Source organism: Mesorhizobium sp. LHD-90 (assembly GCF_030929505.1).
GTDB lineage: Bacteria > Pseudomonadota > Alphaproteobacteria > Rhizobiales > Rhizobiaceae > Kumtagia.
Genome location: NZ_JAVFVV010000017.1, coordinates 18373 through 34793, shown reverse-complemented (window position 1 = coordinate 34793; position 16421 = coordinate 18373). Strand labels below are relative to the sequence as shown.

The 16421-nt window shown below is 62.8% G+C and carries 16 protein-coding genes; 4 read left to right on the top strand and 12 right to left on the bottom strand.

The genetic code is table 11. The features are described from left to right. Positions 1-7: 7 nt before the first annotated feature. Together RB623_RS21985 and RB623_RS21980 are read right to left on the bottom strand one after the other, a co-directional pair. Positions 8-457 carry a PIN domain-containing protein gene (locus tag RB623_RS21985; protein ID WP_308059134.1) on the bottom strand — a complete coding sequence of 150 codons (450 nt, stop codon included), beginning with the start codon at positions 455-457 and terminating at the stop codon, positions 8-10. Next, positions 438-689 (bottom strand): hypothetical protein, encoded by a 252-nt coding sequence (locus RB623_RS21980; protein ID WP_308059133.1) that lies wholly within the window; start codon positions 687-689, stop codon positions 438-440. The genes RB623_RS21985 and RB623_RS21980 overlap by 20 nt, the downstream gene beginning before the upstream one ends. A 136-nt stretch (positions 690-825) precedes the next feature. Here RB623_RS21980 and RB623_RS21975 point away from each other — a divergent pair, with 136 nt between their 5' ends. Then, positions 826-1653: a Ku protein gene (locus tag RB623_RS21975; protein ID WP_308059132.1), complete on the top strand. Its 828-nt coding sequence runs from the start codon at positions 826-828 to the stop codon at positions 1651-1653. Positions 1654-1659: 6 nt separating this feature from the next. On the opposite strand, the gene pth is transcribed toward RB623_RS21975, so the two are convergent. From pth to RB623_RS21960, 3 genes are all read right to left on the bottom strand, one after another. Further along, on the bottom strand, positions 1660-2385 hold the full coding sequence (pth, locus tag RB623_RS21970) for an aminoacyl-tRNA hydrolase (protein ID WP_308059131.1): 726 nt from the start codon (positions 2383-2385) through the stop codon (positions 1660-1662). A 27-nt stretch (positions 2386-2412) separates the two neighbouring features. Further along, positions 2413-3042 carry a 50S ribosomal protein L25/general stress protein Ctc gene (locus RB623_RS21965; protein ID WP_308059130.1) on the bottom strand — a complete coding sequence of 210 codons (630 nt, stop codon included), beginning with the start codon at positions 3040-3042 and terminating at the stop codon, positions 2413-2415. 513 nt (positions 3043-3555) lie between these two features. After that, complete coding sequence (locus RB623_RS21960; protein ID WP_308059129.1) at positions 3556-4002, bottom strand: hypothetical protein; 447 nt, start codon at positions 4000-4002, stop codon at positions 3556-3558. A 365-nt stretch (positions 4003-4367) separates the two neighbouring features. Here RB623_RS21960 and RB623_RS21955 point away from each other — a divergent pair, with 365 nt between their 5' ends. The 3 genes from RB623_RS21955 to chrA all read left to right on the top strand — a co-directional run bounded on the left by RB623_RS21955 (position 4368) and on the right by chrA (position 7400). Next, complete coding sequence (locus RB623_RS21955; RefSeq protein WP_308059128.1) at positions 4368-5132, top strand: sulfite exporter TauE/SafE family protein; 765 nt, start codon at positions 4368-4370, stop codon at positions 5130-5132. Between the two features lie 105 nt (positions 5133-5237). Further along, a complete protein-coding gene (locus tag RB623_RS21950; RefSeq protein WP_308059127.1) occupies positions 5238-6050 on the top strand; it encodes a chromate resistance protein ChrB domain-containing protein in 813 nt (270 codons plus the stop codon). A gap of 9 nt (positions 6051-6059) precedes the next feature. Further along, positions 6060-7400 (top strand): chromate efflux transporter, encoded by a 1341-nt coding sequence (gene chrA / locus RB623_RS21945; RefSeq protein ID WP_374121727.1) that lies wholly within the window; start codon positions 6060-6062, stop codon positions 7398-7400. Positions 7401-7438: 38 nt separating this feature from the next. Here the strand turns inward: chrA and RB623_RS21940 are convergent, their stop codons facing one another. The 7 genes from RB623_RS21940 to RB623_RS21910 all read right to left on the bottom strand — a co-directional run bounded on the left by RB623_RS21940 (position 7439) and on the right by RB623_RS21910 (position 16390). After that, complete coding sequence (locus RB623_RS21940; RefSeq protein WP_308059126.1) at positions 7439-8038, bottom strand: AAA family ATPase; 600 nt, start codon at positions 8036-8038, stop codon at positions 7439-7441. Between the two features lie 7 nt (positions 8039-8045). Beyond that, a complete protein-coding gene (locus RB623_RS21935) occupies positions 8046-8981 on the bottom strand; it encodes a ribose-phosphate pyrophosphokinase (protein WP_308059125.1) in 936 nt (311 codons plus the stop codon). A gap of 97 nt (positions 8982-9078) precedes the next feature. After that, complete coding sequence (locus RB623_RS21930) at positions 9079-9648, bottom strand: hypothetical protein (protein ID WP_308059124.1); 570 nt, start codon at positions 9646-9648, stop codon at positions 9079-9081. Between the two features lie 58 nt (positions 9649-9706). After that, a complete protein-coding gene (locus RB623_RS21925; RefSeq protein ID WP_308059123.1) occupies positions 9707-10858 on the bottom strand; it encodes a Xaa-Pro peptidase family protein in 1152 nt (383 codons plus the stop codon). Next, complete coding sequence (pgeF, locus tag RB623_RS21920; protein WP_308059122.1) at positions 10858-11652, bottom strand: peptidoglycan editing factor PgeF; 795 nt, start codon at positions 11650-11652, stop codon at positions 10858-10860. The genes RB623_RS21925 and pgeF overlap by 1 nt, the downstream gene beginning before the upstream one ends. A gap of 185 nt (positions 11653-11837) precedes the next feature. Beyond that, positions 11838-13685 carry an alkyl sulfatase dimerization domain-containing protein gene (locus tag RB623_RS21915; RefSeq protein ID WP_308059120.1) on the bottom strand — a complete coding sequence of 616 codons (1848 nt, stop codon included), beginning with the start codon at positions 13683-13685 and terminating at the stop codon, positions 11838-11840. A gap of 467 nt (positions 13686-14152) precedes the next feature. Beyond that, positions 14153-16390, bottom strand: coding sequence for an adenylate/guanylate cyclase domain-containing protein (locus RB623_RS21910; RefSeq protein ID WP_308059118.1), 2238 nt, complete (start codon positions 16388-16390; stop codon positions 14153-14155). Between the last annotated feature and the right edge of the window lie 31 nt (positions 16391-16421).

Here is a 16421-nt window from a genome sequence, read left to right as displayed (position 1 = left end):
GAATATCCTAGTGGAGTGCGATTTGCGGTGGGCTATGCCGGAAGGGGCTGATGATCGTCAACCCATGGATTTGATGACCATCCTGCATGTCCTCCGACAAGAAGTAGCGGCATTGCATTTCGATTGCCGAGGCCAGAAGCACGCAGTCCCACCAGGAATAGCCGAACTGGAAATGCAACAACCGGGCAGCAGCGATTGTTTCAACGTTGATCGAAGACATTCCGAAGGCGGAGAATCCATCGACTATCGTGAAGACGGTTTCTGGCTCCATCCTGCCGCGCTTGATCAGGACGTTGGTTATCTCGTTCATGACCTGGAGGTTGGCGACGCCGGTTCCAGAGGCCAAGAGATGACGTAGCCACAAACCCGCCTGTTCCGACTTCTCGATGTCTCGTTTCTCGGCCGCGTAGAGAAAGACGTTGCTGTCGACAAATGTCCTAGCGCTCATTGCGCTCATCGGCAGTAGGCATCCGACCGTCGCGCATTACGCTCCATTTCGGGCCGCTCAGGATGCGTTCGAGCGCTTCTATCTGAGCATTGCGGGTGGTCGGCGTTGCGGCCGGAGGTTTACGGATGTTGGCTTCAATCATATCCGCAACATATCGCGAAACGCTCTTCCCCGCCTTGGCGGCTTCGACGCGAAGGTCGCGAAGCGTATCTTCCTGCATTGAGATTGTAACGTTCTTCATCTCACGATCTCACGGTTTCACGAACCTCGTGTGATATAGGCTTTATCGTGTCGCGCCGCAAATGGCTATGATCTCGGTCTTGGAACGAATCCTTTCGCCTTCCGTTCAAGCGGATTGGCCAATAGGGGAAAAGGCGATGGCGGCTCCGCGCGCGGTCTGGAAAGGTTTTCTGAAGTTCGGCTCGGTCGCCTGCGCCGTAAAATTGGTCGGTGCGACCTCGGAAGCGGAAAAAATCCACTTCCGCATCCTCAGTCGCAAGACACGCGAGCCGGTGAAAAGCGCCTATCTCGACGAGGGCACGGACAAGGTGGTCGAGACCGAGGACCAGGTAAAAGGCTACGAACTCGACAATGGCGAGTTTCTGCTGCTTGAGCCCGACGAGATCAAAGCACTTAAGCAAAGCTCGGAGCACACGCTCGAGGTCGACAAATTCGTCGATCTGACGGCGATCGACCAGCGCTATCTCGACAAGCCCTATCATGTCGTGCCGGCCGATCCGGCAGCGCGCGAACCCTTCGCGGTGATCTGCGAGGCGCTGGCGCGCAAGAAGGCGGCGGCGCGTTCCTGCATCGTGCTCTATCAGCGCGGCCGCGAGGTGCTGATCCAGCCCGAGGGCGAGGCGCTGCTGATGACGACGCTGCGCAACCACAACCAGATGGTCGCGGCCGGCAGCGTCTTCGACGGGCTGAAGAAGGTGAAGACCGACGCCGAGATGATCGAGATCGCCGAGCTTCTGATCGACAAGAAGAAGACGAAATTCGATCCTTCGAAATTCGAGGATTCTTATGAGAACGCGCTGATCGAGATGATCAAGGCCAAGCAGCAGGGCAAGGCGCCGCCGAAACCCGCGCCGAAACCCAAGGAAAACGTCGTCAACCTGGCCGATGTGCTGCGCAAGAGCCTCGAAAAGGAGGGGATTTCGCGCGGCAAGGGGGCTGCGAAGAAGGGAAAGAAGGCGGCGTAACCCGGCTCAGCCCTTGTTGCCGAGCAGCTTCTTCAACATGGCCGCCATCGGTCCGGTTTCCGGCACCTGGACGGCCGGCTGCTGCGGGCGGGCCTGGCGGATGTGGCTCTGCTGCTTCGGCGCCTTGGGCGGCGGCCGGTCGTGTTCGCCGGTCGGCGGCAGCGCCTCGCGCAGTGCCAGGGTCACGCGGTTCATGAATTCGTTGTCGTTGCCCTTGGCCAGCAGGCCGGCGTTGCGGGCGATCGTATCGAGCAGGGGATCGAGCCATTCCGCGTCGGCCTTGGAAAAATCGCCGAGCACGTGACCGTGCACAAGGTTCTTGACGCCGGGATGGCCGACGCCGATGCGCACGCGCCGAAAATCCTTGCCGACATGCTGGTCGAGCGAGCGGATGCCGTTGTGGCCGGCAGCACCCCCGCCGATCTTGACCCGTACCTTGCCGGCGGCGAGTTCGATCTCGTCGTAGAGCACGGTGAGTGCTGAGGGAAGGAGCTTGTAGAAGCGCAAGGCTTCGCCGACCGACTGGCCGGAGAGGTTCATGAAGGTCTGCGGCTTGATCAGCAAAACCTTCTCGCCGTCGATCAAGCCGTCGGCGACCAGCCCTTGGAATTTCTTCGACCAGGGCGAAAAACCATGGCGGCGGGCAATTGCGTCCGCCGCCATGAAGCCGACATTGTGCCGGTTGTTGGCATATTGCGCGCCCGGATTGCCGAGGCCAGCGAAGATCAGCATGGCATCGCTTCCAGACGCGCCCTCAGACTATTCCTCGGCGGCCGGCGCCGGGGCGGCAGCCTCGGCGGTCTCGGTCGTCTCGGGCTTCATCGCCGACGAGCCGGCAATGGTCGCGATGGTGAAGTCGCGGTCCTGGATGACCGGGCGCACGCCGGCCGGCAGCTTGACCGACGAGATGTGGATGGAATCGCCGATGTCGGCGCCGGTCAGGTCGATGGTGATGAATTCCGGAATGGCGTTGGCCGGGCAGTGGAACTCGACCTCGTGGCGCACGATGTTGAGAACGCCGCCGCGCTTGATGCCGGGCGACTTGTCCTCGTTGACGAAGTGCACCGGCACCTCGACATTGACCTCGGTGTCCTTGCCGATCCGCAGGAAGTCGACATGCAGCGGCGTGTCCTTGACCGGATCGAGCTGGTAGTCCTTGGGCAGGACCTGGATCTTCTTGCCGCCCACGTCGATCGTGGCGACCGTGGTCAAAAACCCGCCGCCGTGGATCTTGTAGTAGACGTCCTTGTAGGAGAGAGCGATCGCCAGGGGAGGCTGCTTGTCTCCATAGATGACTGCGGGCACTTTACCTTCGCGGCGAACTGCACGGGCGGACCCCTTACCGACCTGTTCGCGCGCGTCGGCCTTGAGCTCATAGGTATCGCTCATGGCTTTTCCTTTCGCGTTGCTGGAGCGTTTTCGGCTGCCGAAACGGCAATGCCGGAAACGTCGAAAGCCGCCTTCGGCGCAAAGGGTCCGTTCCGCAAGCCGGAGCAGGACCATGCGAAGATGGCGGCGATCGCCCGCGTTGCCTCCAAGGGTGTCTACGCGGGTGGCGGTCCTATAGCGGAGAGGGCGCAAAGGCGCAAGGTCGTGGGAAGATGGGGGTCGGTTGAATTTCGGCGAGGATGGAAAGCGGACATCAATCCGCTATGCTCCACGAACTCCGTTGGGAACAATAAGCTATGGGCTTCCTAATCCAACTGGTTGCGGATTTCGCGGCAATGATGGCGGCGCCAAGATTGGCTACGTGGCGGTATTCGCTTCCAGTGGTGTTGGCAATTTCCGCCGTTGTCATTGCGCTCCACATTCTATCAACGCCCGAATGACTGGCAGAAGAGATTTCCTATAAGCCGACATAGACTTGGGTCGAGCCTTGCAGTTGCGCAGGCAGCAGGTGGCCTATGGAGCCCTAACAGAGATATTGACCACCGTCTCAACGACGCTCCCGTCGGTGAAAGGCTGTCGTATCCGCGCAAAATCCTGACCAGAAAAACCAGGGTTGGGCGTGTAGAAGAATGCGCCACCAAGGCCACGCCGACTGTTACACTTGTACCGGGGGTTGTCCGGCTTATAGGCGGGCGCGACCACCGTTTTTCGATAAACCATCGTGCCATGCGAGGGCCTATCAACTACTTTGCCTTCCGGTAAAAAGAGAAACTTGCAATTCAAGTCCTGATCGGAGGCTCTAAAAATTCTTACAGTCTCTCCCGGCGAGATGTCGAACCATCCTTTCTCTTGAAACACGCGGTCCGAACTTGAAACACAGGCCGATAGTGTGAGCAGACCTAAAACCACCAAAGTCAACTTGAACAAGATCATCCCCAAAAAGAGCATCAATAACTTCAACGGCGGAGGTCATGCCGCGTGCCTCGTACAACCTACGCTAAATGGTAGGCGTTACAAAATCAACGGAAACACGCAACATTGCCAATGTCGCACTAAGGGTTAGAACTGGACATTCCAACCGGACACTGCCGAAAGACAGCGAGTGGCCTCTTGGTTTGTGAAATGCCGGTCAAGTTCATTTGACGCGGGCTCTTCGCCGACCGATGGTCAAGTGGTGTTTGAAACGCGACCCGGACAAACCTGGACGTGTCGGGCCTTGCGGGCCAAGTCGCTGTGGCCGACCGTTTTGGCGGTTCTTGCCCTGTTGGCCGAACAGACGGGCCGCTAACATGGCGGCCTGATCTCTCTGCGTTCGATTCCACGCCATGCTGGATTTTTCGATTGCCGGCCATTCGGCCGGCGAAATCATGTTCCTGCTCGCCGCCGCCCTGGTCGCCGGGCTGGCGCGTGGCTTTTCCGGTTTCGGCGCGGCGCTGATCTTCATCCCGCTGGCCAGTGCCGCGATCGGTCCGCGGCTCGCCGTGCCGCTGCTGTTGGTCATCGATTTCGTCATGACCGTCGGCATGCTGCCGGGCGCCTGGCGGCTCTGCGACAGACGCGATGTCGGCACAATGGCGGTAGGCGCCTTCCTCGGTGTGCCGGCGGGCGCCTATGTCCTCGCCAATGCCGACCCGCTGACCATCCGCTGGGCGATCGTCGGTCTCGTCGTCATCATGCTCGGCCTGCTCGTTTCGGGCTGGCGCTATCACGGCCGGCCGAAGCCGCCGGTGACCGTCGCCGTCGGTCTCGCCGCCGGCTTCTGCTCGGGCGCGGCGCAGGCTGGTGGCCCGCCGGTGGTCGCCTACTGGCTGGGCGGGGCGATCGAACGCTGGACGGTGCGCGCCAATATCGTCATCTATTTCGCCGTCTCCAGCCTCTTTTCGATCTTCTCCTACGTCGCCGGCGGCCTGCTGGTGCGCGAGGTCTTTTTGCTCGCCCTTCTGTCGGCCCCGGCCTACGGGCTTGGGCTGTTCGGCGGATCGCACATGTTCGGGCTGGCCAGCGAGACGACCTTCCGGCGCATATGCTACTGGCTGATCGCGGCGGCGGCGCTGGTCAGCCTGCCGGTTCTCGACGGGATTTTGCGTTGAACAATAGTCCCGGACGGACTATGCTCCTCATCATCGGGGGCATGGTGGACTCCCCGTGAGGCTTTTGCCCAAGCTCCGCCTTCGCAATCTGTGCGGAGGAAATCCATGCCTCGATATTTTTCTCCATCCGAACTCATTCCGCTCGTCGGCACCAGCCGGTCGCCGCTGTTCGTCGATGTGCGGCGTCCCGCGGCTCTCGCCGCGTCCCCGGTCCGTATCGCCGGCGCCATCTGGCGCGATCACATGACGGTCGGAGAGTCCGTGCCTCTGTCACCGGATCGACAACCGGTCGTGGTCTATTGTGCGCATGGTCACAATGTCAGCGAGATAGCGGTGGCGAATCTGATCGCCGCGGGCGTCGACGTGGCCGTGCTTGAAGGTGGGTTCGATGCCTGGATCGCGGCCAATGGCCCGACGGTGGCGCGGGAGGCTGCCGGCATCGAGGCTGGGTTGCCCGGGCCCAGCGTCTGGGTCACAAGAGAGCGGCCGAAGATCGACCGCATCGCCTGTCCCTGGCTGATCCGCCGGTTCATCGATCCGTTCGCGGTGTTCCACTTCGTCGCCGCGGAGTGGGTCGTCGACATCGCCAGCGAAACCGGCTGGATACCTTTCGACGTCAAGGATGTGCATTATTCGCATCGCGGCGAGGACTGCACCTTCGACACGCTGATTGCCGAATTCGGCCTGTCCGATCCTTCGCTTCTGCATCTGGCAAAGATCGTCCGGGGCGCGGACACGGCGCGCCTGGACCTGGAGCCGCAGGCGGCGGGGCTGCTCGCCATATCGCTTGGCCTGTCGGCAACGGAAGCGGACGATCTTGTGCAACTGGAAAAAGGCATGATCCTCTACGACGCCCTCTACGGCTGGTGCCGCCACGCAACCGGCGAGACGCACAATTGGCCGGTGAGGGCGGCGTAGATGGACCAGATGCCGGACGGACCGGAGACAATGGCCGAGACGGCGCGCCCGAGCCTTGGCGAGGCGACGCGTGTGTTCGGCAAGATCGGCCTGCTGTCCTTTGGCGGGCCGGCCGGGCAGATCGCGCTGATGCACCGCATCCTGGTCGACGAGAAGCGCTGGCTGGACGAGCCGCGTTTCCTGCATGCGCTGAACTACTGCATGCTGCTGCCGGGGCCGGAGGCGATGCAGCTCGCCACCTATTCCGGCTGGCTGCTGCATGGCGTTCGCGGCGGGCTGATCGCCGGGCTGCTGTTCGTGCTGCCCGGCGCGGTGGTGATCACCGCGCTGTCGGCGATCTACCTGCTGGTCGGCGATGTGCCGCTTGTGCAGGGTTTTCTGTTCGGCTTGAAGGCGGCGGTGCTGGCGGTGGTGCTGGAGGCGTTGGTAAAGGTGTCGCGGCGGGCGCTGCTCGACCTGCCGGCGGTGCTTGTCGCCATCGCTGCCTTTGTCGCCATCGCCTTCCTGAAGCTGCCGTTTCCGCTGATCATTCTGGTCGCGGCGGCGATCGGCGCTGCAAGGCACCTTGCGGTCGGACAGGTGGCGGGCGTGGCCACTGCGGAAGAGACTTCGGACAAAACGGCGCCGCAGTGGACGAGGCCGAGTTGGCGGCGTTTCGCTTCGACGCTCAGCGTGTGGGCGGCGATCTGGCTGGTGCCGCTGGCTGCCCTCTACGGGATACTTGGCCAAAGCCATGTGCTCGCCGCCGAGGCAGGCTTCTTCTCGAAAATGGCGATGGTCACCTTCGGCGGCGCCTACGCGGTGCTGGCCTATGTCGCGCAGCAGGCGGTGGAGGTGCATGGCTGGCTGAAGCCGGACGAGATGCTGACCGGGCTGGGACTTGCCGAGACCACGCCCGGGCCGCTGATCCTGGTGCTGGTGTTCGTCGGTTTCCTCGGCGGCGCGCGGCTCTCCGGCCTCGATCCGCTTGCGGGTGGGTTGGCGGGCGCGGCAGTGACGCTGTGGTTCACCTTCGTGCCGTGCTTTCTGTGGATTTTTGTCGGCGCGCCTTATGTCGAGACGGTGCGGCGGGTGCGCTGGCTAGCGGCGGCGCTTGCCGCGGTGACGGCCGCGGTGGTCGGCATCATCGCCAACCTCGCTGTCTGGTTTTCTCTGCATGTGCTGTTCGGCAAGGTGGACGAAATCGCCGCCGGGCCGTTCAGCCTGCCGGTGCCCGACCTTTCGACATTCGACTGGCTGGCCGCACTCATCGCGCTCGCCGCGGCGGTCGCGCTGCTCAAGTTCAAGGCCAACATGATTTTGGTGCTGGCGCTGGCGGCGGTAGCAGGGATGGTTCGCAGCCTGGTCTGACCGACGCTTCCCGCCGTCATCCGGCCGGCTGAAGAACGTTATCCGTCTGCCTGCCCGACAAAGCCGTGCACATAGTCGTTTGCGCCGGATAGGCAGTCGGCATCACGATGGACAACAGCCGCTCCCTGTCCTTCCGCTGCCAGGCAAGGCCGAACCCCTGACGCTTCATAGATGCGCCAGAGGTCGGCGGCGGCGCAGTAGGCGGGAAGGTTTTCGTGGCTGCGCTGGAAACGTCGCCGCACGATCGGCTCCGGAACGTCGTGGCCGCCTTCCGCGACACGGCGCGCGATACGCTGGAGGCAGATGTCGGGGTCGCGGACGCTGAAATAGAGAAGCGTTGGCGAGAGACCGACCGCGTTGGCTTCCCGCATCAGCGCCAGATGCGTGTGGCCGGACATGGTGGTCTCCATCGTGAAGACCTCACGGCGGAAGATGAAGTCACGCGCGCGCATAAGCGCAATCCGGGCCGCCTCGCGATCCGCCAATTCCGGTTTCAAGGGGGAAAGGCCGCGTGCGATCTCGTCCAGATTGACGAAGTTCAGCGAACCGCTGACTGCCGCGATGTTCTTGAAAGCGTAGGTCGTCTTGCCGACGCCGTTCGGGCCCGCGATCAGCCAGAAGCGTTTCGCCTGAGCCATGCCGGCGTCAATCGAACAGGCTGGAGACGGATTCCTCCGTCGCGGTGCGCGAGATCGCCTCGCCGATCAGGTCGGCGATGGAGACGACGCGGACGTTGTGGGCGTCGACGACCGCCTGGGTCGGCTGGATCGAATCGGTGATCACCAGTTCCTGCAGCTTCGAGCCGGTGATGCGCGCCACCGCCCCACCGGAAAGAACGCCGTGGGTGATATAGGCGGCCACGCTGCTGGCGCCTTTTTCCAGCAGCGCGTCGGCGGCGTTGCACAGCGTGCCGCCGGAATCGACGATGTCGTCGAACAGCAGGCAGTCCTTGCCCTTCACGTCGCCGATGACGTTCATCACTTCGGATTCGCCCGGCCGCTCGCGGCGCTTGTCGACGATGGCGAGCTGCGCGTCCACGCGCTTCGCCAGCGCGCGGGCCCGCACCACGCCGCCGACGTCGGGCGACACCACCATGAGGTTGGCGAGCTGCTTGTATTTGGCCTTCACGTCGCGGGCCATCACCGGCACGGAGAACAAATTATCCGTCGGGATGTCGAAAAAGCCCTGGATCTGGCCGGCGTGCAGGTCGAGCGTCAGCACGCGGTTGGCGCCTGCCCGCGTGATCATGTTGGCGATCAGCTTCGCCGAGATCGGCGTGCGGCCCGAGGCGCGGCGGTCCTGGCGGGCATAGCCGAAATAGGGGATGACCGCCGTGATGCGCCGCGCCGAGGAGCGCATGAAGGCGTCGATCATGATCAGCAGTTCCATCAGGTGATCGTTGGTCGGGAAGGAGGTCGACTGCAGGATGAACACGTCCTCGCCGCGCACGTTCTCCTGGATCTCGACGAAAATCTCCTGGTCGGCGAAGCGCCGCACCGTCGCCTTGCCGATCGGGATGTTCAGGTAGCGGGCAACGCCCTCTGCAAGGGTCCTGTTGGAGTTGCCCGCAAAAAGTTTCATGTGCCGTTTCCGAAGGGATGGATCAGCGGGCTTTTAACCGCCCGCCGCGCTATTGCAAGCGGGCGATCCCTTCTTTTGAGTTTCTTCGCGTGCAGTTTCACCCGGCGCGGCTGCCGAGCCAGGTGGCGAGTTGCTCGATGGTCTGGTCGCCGATCGCCTGCATCGAGGCCGCCGGCACCGCCGCCCAGCCCTCGCCGCCGGCGGAGGACGATTTGTGCTGGCCGGAGATGCGGTGCACCCGGTTGCCGGTCGGGTCGTACACGTCCCAGACATAGATGACCGTGGTATCCTTGCCCTCGACCAGCGGCGTGAAATAGCCCTTGAGCTGCAAGGTCGCGGCCGGGTCGGCGCTGCCGACCATGCGGATGCCGCGCTGGCGGGCCGCCGTCGCCAGCCGCTCGGACAGCGATGTCGCCGCCTCGACCGAGGTTCCGACGATCGGGGCGATCTGGATGCGGGCGCTCGCCATCGCGGGAGATTGCGCCGCGGCCGCCCTCGGCGAGACGATCGAAGGTTGGCCGGCCGCCGTCTGCGAGGGCGGCGCCGACGGATCGGGCGTGGTCGAGGCGGTGGGGGGCGTTATCGCCGAAGGTTCCAGCACGTCCTGCGTGCTGGAACAGGCCGAGACGATCGCGGCCGCGAGCAGCAGCGCTCCGCCCGGCAGCATCCGCTTTTTGCCCTCAAACCATGGTTTCAATACGAAAACCCTTTCGCCGACTGCCGATTCACTGCACGATCAAGTCGAGATCATGGCGGGAGAGCGGCCTGGGCTGCGTTTCGGTGGTCAGATAGGTACGGCCGAGCGTCATCGCCGTCTCTGTCTCGGAGTCCATGATGATCATATGGGCGAACAGCGTCATGTTCGGTGCGATCGGTTCCGAATTGCCCTGGTAGAACATCGGCGTGTCCATCCAGCTCGGCGTGAAGCGGGCGCCGACCGAGTAGCCGCAGGCGTTCAGCCGGTGCTTGGTCAGGCCATGCGTCTCCAGCGCGCGGGCATGAGCGTCGAACACATCGCCGAATGTGTTGCCTGGCGCCATCGCCTTTTCGACGGCCGTCAGCGCGTCGCGCGCGGCCTCGAACAGGTCCTGATGCCGCTTCGACGCCTTGCCGGTCAGCACCGTGCGCATCATCGGCGCATGGTAGTGGTGGAAGACGCCCGCCCATTCCAGCGTCATCTGGTCGTTCTTGGTGAGTTTTCTGCGTCCGGCCTTGTAGCGGCAGAGCAGCGCGTCGGCGCCCGAGCCGATGATGAACTCGTTGGCCGGATAGTCGCCGCCGCCGGCGAAGATCGCGCCCTGCATGGCGGCGAGGATCGCGCCCTCGTCGCCGCCCTGGACGATCAGCGGCAAGGCGGCGTCCAGCGCCTCGTCGGAAAGGGTGGCTGCGCGCTCCGCCTTGGCGATTTCGGCGGGGCTCTTGAACTGGCGCAACCGCGCCACGATGCCGGAGGCGTCGACGATCTGGCCGAAGGTCGAAAGCTGCTCGTCGACCCGCCGGCCGTTATAGGCCGTAAGCCCATGGGTGTCGTATTCGACGCCGATGCGCTGGCCGAGCAGGCCGAGATCGTTGAGCAGGTTGCGCAGGTCGAGCGCCGGATTGGACTTTTCGCGGTCGAGCCAGACGACGACGTTGTCGATGGTCGAGGTGTGCCGCGCCTGCCGCAAATCGGCGGAGCGGGTGAGCAGCACCATCGAGCCGTCGGACTTCAGCACCAGGCACTGGAAGAAGCAGAAGCCGAACGTGTCGTAGCCGGTCAGCCAGTACATGCTCTCCTGCGCGAACAGCAGCATCGCATCGATCTTCTTTTCCGCCATCTCGATGACCAGGCGGTCGCGGCGGGCGTCGAACTCGGTGCGTTCGAAATGCAGGGCCATCAAATCTCCTCCAGCACGATCGCGGAAATCAGCCGGCCGTAGTCCGCCTCCTTGCGGTGCGTCGTGCGGCGATAGGAGAAGAACAGATCCTCCTCGGCATAGGTGCAGCGGTTGAGCGCTTCCGCCGTCACGCCAGCCTTGCGCAGCCGGTCGACGGTGTAGCGGTTCAAGTCGAACAAAGCGTGGCCGGGTTTTTCGGACGGCGCGAAATAGACGGCGTTGCCGGTGTCGGCCTCGACGAAACGGTCGACGAACTCCGGACCGACCTCGTAGTTTTTCGGACCGATCGACGGGCCCAGCACCGCGACGATTTTTCCGCGCGAGGCGCCCAGCCTTTCCATGGCGTCGACCGTATTTTCGAGCACCCCGGTGAAGGCGCCCTTCCAGCCGGCGTGCGCCGCGCCGATCACGCGCGCCTGCGCATCGGCGAACAGCACCGGCCCGCAATCGGCCGAGGTGGCTCCCACCGCGAGGCCCGGCCGGTCGGTGACGATGGCGTCGGCCTGCGGGCGAGGCGAGGGGAGGGGCCCGGTCGCCACGATGACGTCCGGGGAATGGACCTGATAGGCCGAAAGCAGCGCGTCGGGCGCGACGCCCATCCATTCGGCCACGCGGCGGCGGTTCTCGGCGACTTTTTCGGAATTGTCGGCGGAGCCGTTGCCGATGTTGAGGCCGCGATAGATGCCTTCGGAAACGCCGCCGGCGCGCGTGAAAAAGCCGTGGCGGATGCCGCGCGGACGCGCTTCATCGAGCAGGGGCGAGCGCAGCGGGTCGGGCTTGTGCTGGTCTGTCATCCGCCGCCTTGTCGTCCGCGAGCATGGGGACCGTCAAGGCGAAACTCGTCGCACCGATCCTCCGGCGCGGGAAAGTGGGGCAGCCCGGCACCCGAGTCAACCGGTCGATGGCCGGTGTCGGCAGCGGCGGCGGTTGGTGGTCCCGCGCATCTTGCGACGATGCGCGGGACCACATTGCGTACGCCTTACGGCGTGACGATGTTGAACCAGAACTCGAATGTGTCGAGGCTGGCAACGACCTGCTGCAGCTTCGCCTGGTCGCCGTCGATCTTCACGTCGCCCTTGCCGATCGCATCCTGAAGCGAGGTCTGCTGCAGGATGATGCTGTTGAGCGTATCGTGCGACAGCGTGATGGTGGCGTCGGCGTCGTCGGCCTTCATGCCCTTGGTATGGTTGAGGACGCCGTTCTCCATTTCGACGAAATAGGTGCCGTCCTCGGCGCCGAAATCGAAGTTGAGCTTGACGTGCGCGTCGCCGGCCTTCTCGCTGTTCAGCCTTACGCCGAGGTAATCGAAGAACAGTTCCAGCGACATCGCCCGCACCGTGTCGGGGCTGGCGGTGTTCGGGGTCGGCAGCTTGGCCACGCCGTTGCGCAGTTCCTGCGCGCCGCTGAGATAGAAGTTGCGCCACGGACCGGATTCGGCCTGGTAGCCGAGTTGCTCCAAGGCATTCGCCTCAAGGTCCTTGGCGGCCTTGTTGTCGGGATCGGCGAAGACGACATGATGGACGACCTGCGCCACCCAGCGATAATCGCCCTTGTCGTAAGATACCTTCGCCTTCTTCAGCACCTCGTCGGCGCCGCCCATGAACTCGACATACTGCTTGCTGGCCTCGACCGGCGGCAGTTCATGCAGGGTCGCGGGGTTGCCGTCGAACCAGCCGAGATAGAGCACGTAGGTCGCCGCAACGTCGTGGTAGACCGAACCGTAGTAGCCGCGGTTGGCCCAAACGTTGCCCAGGCTATCCGGCAATTTGAAATTGTCGGCGATCTCGCGCATCGTCATGCCCTGGTTGGCCATGCGCAGCGTCTCGTCGTTGATGAAGCGGTAGAGGTCGCGCTGGCTCTTGAGCAGCTTGACGGCCTTGTCGTTGCCCCAGGTCGGCCAGTGGTGCTGGGCAAAGATGATCTCAGCCTTGTCGCCCCACATCACCAGCGCCTGATTGAGGTACTTCGACCACGGCAAGGGCTCGCGGATCTTTGCACCACGCAGCGAGTAGGTGTTGTGCAGCGTATGCGTCGCATCCTCGGCGGTCTGGATAGCTTTCATCTCCTCTATGTACCAGAGCATTTCGGCCGGAGCCTCGGAGCCGGGAGCCATGAGGAATTCATAAGTCAGGCCGTCGATTTTCTCCTTGTGGCCCGTTTCCGAAATGATGTTGGTGGGCGGAATGAGCGTCACCGTTCCGGCCGAGGTCGTCGTGCCGAGTCCAGCGCCGACCTGGCCCTTGGGGTCGGCCTTGAGCAGGTTGCCGTACATGTAACTCGCCCGGCGGCTCATGGCGTTGCCGGCCATCACGTTCTCCGCGACCGCTGCTTCGAGGAAGCCCTCGGGAGCGTAGATCTTGGTCGCGCCGGAGGCGACATCCGCCTCGTTGACGATGCCGCGCACGCCGCCGTAGTGGTCGACGTGGCTATGCGTATAGATAACGGCCTTCACCGGCTTGTTGCCGCGGTGCTTGTAGTAGAGGTCGATAGCAGCCTTCGCCGTTTCGGCCGAAACCAGCGGATCGACCACGGTAATGCCTTCCGTCCCCTCGATAATGGTCATGTTCGAGAGGTCCTGGTTGCGAACCTGGTAGAGGCCCGGGGCGACCTCGAACAGACCGCTGATGTTGATGAGTTGCGACTGTCGCCACAGGCTGGGATTGACCGTCGCGGGGGCCTGCGCACCTTCGGTTATGAAGCCGTATTGCTGTGGGTTCCAGATGAGATTTCCGGCCTGTCCCTGGATCATCTCGGACGGCAGCGGCGCAATCAGGCCGCGCTTTGCATCGTCGAAATCGGAAGTGTCGTTGAAGGGCAGTTGGTTCAACAGTGCGGAATTTGCCGACTTGGTCGCATCGGTAGCGTCGTTTCGCGCGTCCTGATCTTGCGAAAGGGCCGGGAAAGAGACACTGCTCACAAGGAGCGCCGCGCCAAGGACGCTGTGCAATTTTGCGGGTATCTTCACCTTAACGTCTCCTCTCGCCTGTGTGGGACACTTCCGACGGACAACCTAGCGGAGGGTCTTCTGCTGGCAAGGTTGTTCAACCGAAAACAGGACTCCTCATCTGCAAAATAATCCGTTGGTCAGTTTAGCGGAATGTTAAGCTTGTATTGAAGACGACGGTGGCATCATAGCTGTTATTCGACCCTTATGAAGGTGACGGCGGGCCGTCCGCAACGGGTCAGATTCTCGTGTTCCCGCCGGACGTCGAAATCAGGCGCGACGCGTGGCGAGCGGAAATCCGGGCCCAGGCACGGCCGCGGCAGACTTTCGGTCTTGCGGCATTTCGGGGTTTACTTGACGACCGAAAACTCGAACTGTTCCCAACGGTAGACGGCCTTGTATTCGTCCTCGTGGCCCGGCGTCCTGAGTGGATTGCGAAAAATCGCCCCGCAGCTTGTCAGCTCTCCGGAAAAGGCATTGCACAAGAAATTGCCTTGCACCCAGGAAGTTCCAGTGCGGTTCCTCTGGCCAACGGTTTCGCTGACGAAACCATCGACCGAGGTTGTGCGCCGCATCGGCAGGAACTTGAGAAGCACCAGTTTTCCGCGTGTTTCGTGGCCGAACACGAGAGACCTGATTTCCGCTCCTGTGAGACGGTCCTTCGGATTCATGCCTGCACTTGCCAATGCCGGCAGATCGGGCACGCCTGCCTTGGTCAAGCCGGCCAGAAGACGTTCGATGTCGATCGTGTTCTTGAACACCATGTAGTCCTGAGTGATCAACTGGTTTGGCCCTAATTCCATTCTCCGCGCCAGAGCCTCCCTCAACCTTTCCAGGGTTGAGGCGGCCTGCTCTGTGCGCCCCAAATGTGCGTAAGCCGAAACAAGGATTTGAAGAGCGTAGAATTTCGCTCGTGGATCGGATGCTTCAAGGTCCATCTTCTCGATAATACGAACGGCCCCCTCGAAATTCTCCAGGCCGAACTCGGCCAGCCCGGCCTGGTAGCGCCTGTAGTCCATCCACGAGATCGGGTCGACGCGCGCCGCCGCATCGAGATAGCTCAGTGCTTCCGTCGGCCTGCCGTTGAAATTCAGGGCATTGGCCAGCGAGAGATAATTCCAGGAATCGCTGGGATCGAGCGCCGCCGATTTCAGAAGAACGGTGACCGCTTCGTCCGAGTTGTGCTCCCTGACCATCAATTCGGCGACCAGTTGATAATAGCCCGGAGAAGGACGTCGGGCGGCGAGCTTCAGCGTTTCGTGGACTTTGTCGTAGGCCTCGGCTTGCGTGAGCCCCATCACCACGGCCCGGGTGATGTCCGCGTCCCAATAGGCCCAGGCGAGTTGGGCATGAGCCGCGCCGAAATTCGGATCGATTTCGATGGCTTTCTGGAGGTGTTTGACAGCCTCGGCAAACTCTTCGGGGGTGTTGTCGCGATTGTAGATGTCCAGTGCCTTCAGGTACGCATCATAGGCCGCCGGATTGCTTGTGCCTCCGGCGCGGGCTGGGTGCGCGCCGCTGACAAGGCGGAGTTGGAGCGCGCCCGCAATGCTGCTGACAACCCTGTCCTGCAGCGCGAATACGTCCGCCCACCGGCCTTCGAAACGCTCCGCCCAGAGATGTCCGGACGTCGCGCTGTCGATCAACTGCGCATTGATGCGCATGTCGTCGCCGATGCGGCGGATCGAGCCTTCCAGCAGGTAGCGGACGCCCAGCGCCGCCGCAACCTCCTCCGGCTTCGGGTCCTTGTCCTTGTAGGCGAAGGCCGCGTTGCGGGAGACAACGAAAAGACCCGGTACGCGCGCCAGTTCGGTTGTCAGGTCCTCGGTGAAGCCGTTGGCGAGATATTGCTGGTCCTTGTCGTCACTGAGATTGTCGAAGGGCAGCACGACGAGCGAGGGCCGGGTTTCGGCTGACTCGCCGGCTGCCCGAGCGGCAGGCTGCACAGGCCTCTCCCACGGCTGCCACCATGCCGCTGCAAGGCCGAGAGTCAGGACTAGAACTCCCGCCGCGACCGGAAAACGCCCGGCACGCGGTTGGCGGCGAGCATGGAGGGTCTTGCCCGCTGCCGCGGGATCAAGCGACACGCGATACGCCTGAACTGGCTCGGCGATGTTCTTGACCCTCTGTTCGCCCATTGGTTCAAGGGGGAACGCCAGCTTCCTCTCGACCTCCTTGGCCACTTTTCCCGAGACGCAGATGCCGCCCGGTTCCGCCAATTGCTGAAGTCTGGCCGCGATGTTGACGCCATCGCCATACCGGTCGTCGCCGTCGATGATCACCTCGCCGAGGTTGATACCGATCCGTACCTGAATCTGTTCCGCTTCGGGAACCGAGGCATTGCGCTCGGACATACCGCGCTGCAGCGACACTGCACATTCGACGGAATCGACGACGCTGCCGAATTCCGCCAGCATCCCATCGCCCATCAGCTTGAAGACATAGCCGTGGTGGCGAGCAATTTCGGGTTCGAACAGTTCCTTGCGTCCGGCACGAAGGCGCTCGAATGTACCGGCCTCATCGCGCTCCATCAGAGTCGAATAGCCCACTACATCTGCGGCAAAAATCGCGACAAGCTTACGATCCATTGTCGGCCTAGCCTTGGCAGATCATAGTATT

What these genes read in the sequence shown, in the direction of transcription:
- RB623_RS21985 (WP_308059134.1), bottom strand. Translation starts at nt 457, where the DNA reads ATGAGCGCAATGAGCGCTAGGACATTTGTCGACAGCAACGTCTTTCTC.
- RB623_RS21980 (WP_308059133.1), bottom strand. Translation starts at nt 689, where the DNA reads ATGAAGAACGTTACAATCTCAATGCAGGAAGATACGCTTCGCGACCTT.
- RB623_RS21975 (WP_308059132.1), top strand. Translation starts at nt 826, where the DNA reads ATGGCGGCTCCGCGCGCGGTCTGGAAAGGTTTTCTGAAGTTCGGCTCG.
- pth (WP_308059131.1), bottom strand. Translation starts at nt 2,385, where the DNA reads ATGCTGATCTTCGCTGGCCTCGGCAATCCGGGCGCGCAATATGCCAAC.
- RB623_RS21965 (WP_308059130.1), bottom strand. Translation starts at nt 3,042, where the DNA reads ATGAGCGATACCTATGAGCTCAAGGCCGACGCGCGCGAACAGGTCGGT.
- RB623_RS21955 (WP_308059128.1), top strand. Translation starts at nt 4,368, where the DNA reads ATGCTGGATTTTTCGATTGCCGGCCATTCGGCCGGCGAAATCATGTTC.
- RB623_RS21950 (WP_308059127.1), top strand. Translation starts at nt 5,238, where the DNA reads ATGCCTCGATATTTTTCTCCATCCGAACTCATTCCGCTCGTCGGCACC.
- chrA (WP_374121727.1), top strand. Translation starts at nt 6,060, where the DNA reads ATGCCGGACGGACCGGAGACAATGGCCGAGACGGCGCGCCCGAGCCTT.
- RB623_RS21940 (WP_308059126.1), bottom strand. Translation starts at nt 8,038, where the DNA reads ATGGCTCAGGCGAAACGCTTCTGGCTGATCGCGGGCCCGAACGGCGTC.
- RB623_RS21935 (WP_308059125.1), bottom strand. Translation starts at nt 8,981, where the DNA reads ATGAAACTTTTTGCGGGCAACTCCAACAGGACCCTTGCAGAGGGCGTT.
- RB623_RS21930 (WP_308059124.1), bottom strand. Translation starts at nt 9,648, where the DNA reads ATGCTGCCGGGCGGAGCGCTGCTGCTCGCGGCCGCGATCGTCTCGGCC.
- RB623_RS21925 (WP_308059123.1), bottom strand. Translation starts at nt 10,858, where the DNA reads ATGGCCCTGCATTTCGAACGCACCGAGTTCGACGCCCGCCGCGACCGC.
- pgeF (WP_308059122.1), bottom strand. Translation starts at nt 11,652, where the DNA reads ATGACAGACCAGCACAAGCCCGACCCGCTGCGCTCGCCCCTGCTCGAT.
- RB623_RS21910 (WP_308059118.1), bottom strand. Translation starts at nt 16,390, where the DNA reads ATGGATCGTAAGCTTGTCGCGATTTTTGCCGCAGATGTAGTGGGCTAT.